This is a genomic window from Kitasatospora sp. NPDC059803 (assembly GCF_042732255.1).
Classification (GTDB): domain Bacteria; phylum Actinomycetota; class Actinomycetes; order Streptomycetales; family Streptomycetaceae; genus Kitasatospora.
In genome coordinates this window covers 13,953-14,885 of record NZ_JBHWIJ010000209.1, presented here as the reverse complement: position 1 = coordinate 14,885, position 933 = coordinate 13,953, and the positions used below count along the sequence as shown (strand labels likewise).

1 protein-coding gene and 1 tRNA gene are annotated in these 933 nt (G+C 67.0%); both read left to right on the top strand.

The window, feature by feature from the left end:
* Positions 1 to 83 precede the first annotated feature (83 nt).
* Positions 84 to 626 (top strand): oligoribonuclease, encoded by a 543-nt coding sequence (gene orn, locus ACFV6I_RS27665; RefSeq protein WP_380428250.1) that lies wholly within the window; start codon positions 84 to 86, stop codon positions 624 to 626.
* 127 nt (positions 627 to 753) lie between these two features.
* Positions 754 to 829, top strand: a tRNA-His gene (locus ACFV6I_RS27660).
* Positions 830 to 933: the final 104 nt, after the last annotated feature.

The following is a 933-nucleotide window of genomic DNA, read 5'->3' as shown; positions in this document are numbered from 1 at the left end:
ACTCTCGCTTTCTTTTTATATTTCTATTATTTTTTATTTATATTGATTGATTTCAACCGCGCCCACAACACCCCCCCCGGCCGGTGGCCCTCCCCCCCGCGGCACTGGTGACGGACTCCGAGCTCAACATCCTCGGCGAGGGTGTGGACGTCATCATCCGCCCGCCGGCGGAGGCGCTGGCGGGCATGCCCGAGGTGGTGCGCGCGATGCACACCTCCTCCGGCCTGCTGGAGGAGCTGGAGCAGGGTGTGACGCTGGCCGAGGCGGAGGCGCGGGTGCTCGCGTACATCCGCGAGCACGTGCCGGAGGCTGGCCGGACGCCGCTGTGCGGGAACTCGGTGGCCACCGACCGCGGCTTCCTCGCCCGGGACATGCCGGCCCTGGAGAAGCACCTGCACTACCGGATCGTGGACGTCTCCTCGATCAAGGAGCTGGCCCGCCGCTGGTACCCGAAGGCGTACTACAACAGCCCGCAGAAGGGCGGCAACCACCGGGCGCTGGCCGACATCCGCGAGAGCATCGACGAACTGCGGTACTACCGCGAGGCGGTGTTCGTCCCGCAGCCCGGACCGGACACCGACACCGCGCGCGCCATCGCCGAGAAGTACCAGGCCCCGGAGGGCTGACCCGAGGAGCCCGGGGGAGGTGCCCGCGTTCGCCCGGACGAAAGCCTGGCGCGAGCACCCTCTCGGATCCTGTAGAGTTCTTCCTGTCGGAACGGGAACGCGGAAGCGGAAACGGGCCGGACAGATGGTGGGTGTAGCTCAGTTGGTAGAGCACCTGGTTGTGGTCCAGGTGGCCGCGGGTTCAAGTCCCGTCACTCACCCCAGAGCCTGAGGGGGCGATATCTTAGTGAGATAGGCCCCGCAGGCGTTTTGGGGTTACCTCAAAACAACACCCCGGGTGGGGGTTTGCCGGCGCCGGGCGGCCCCC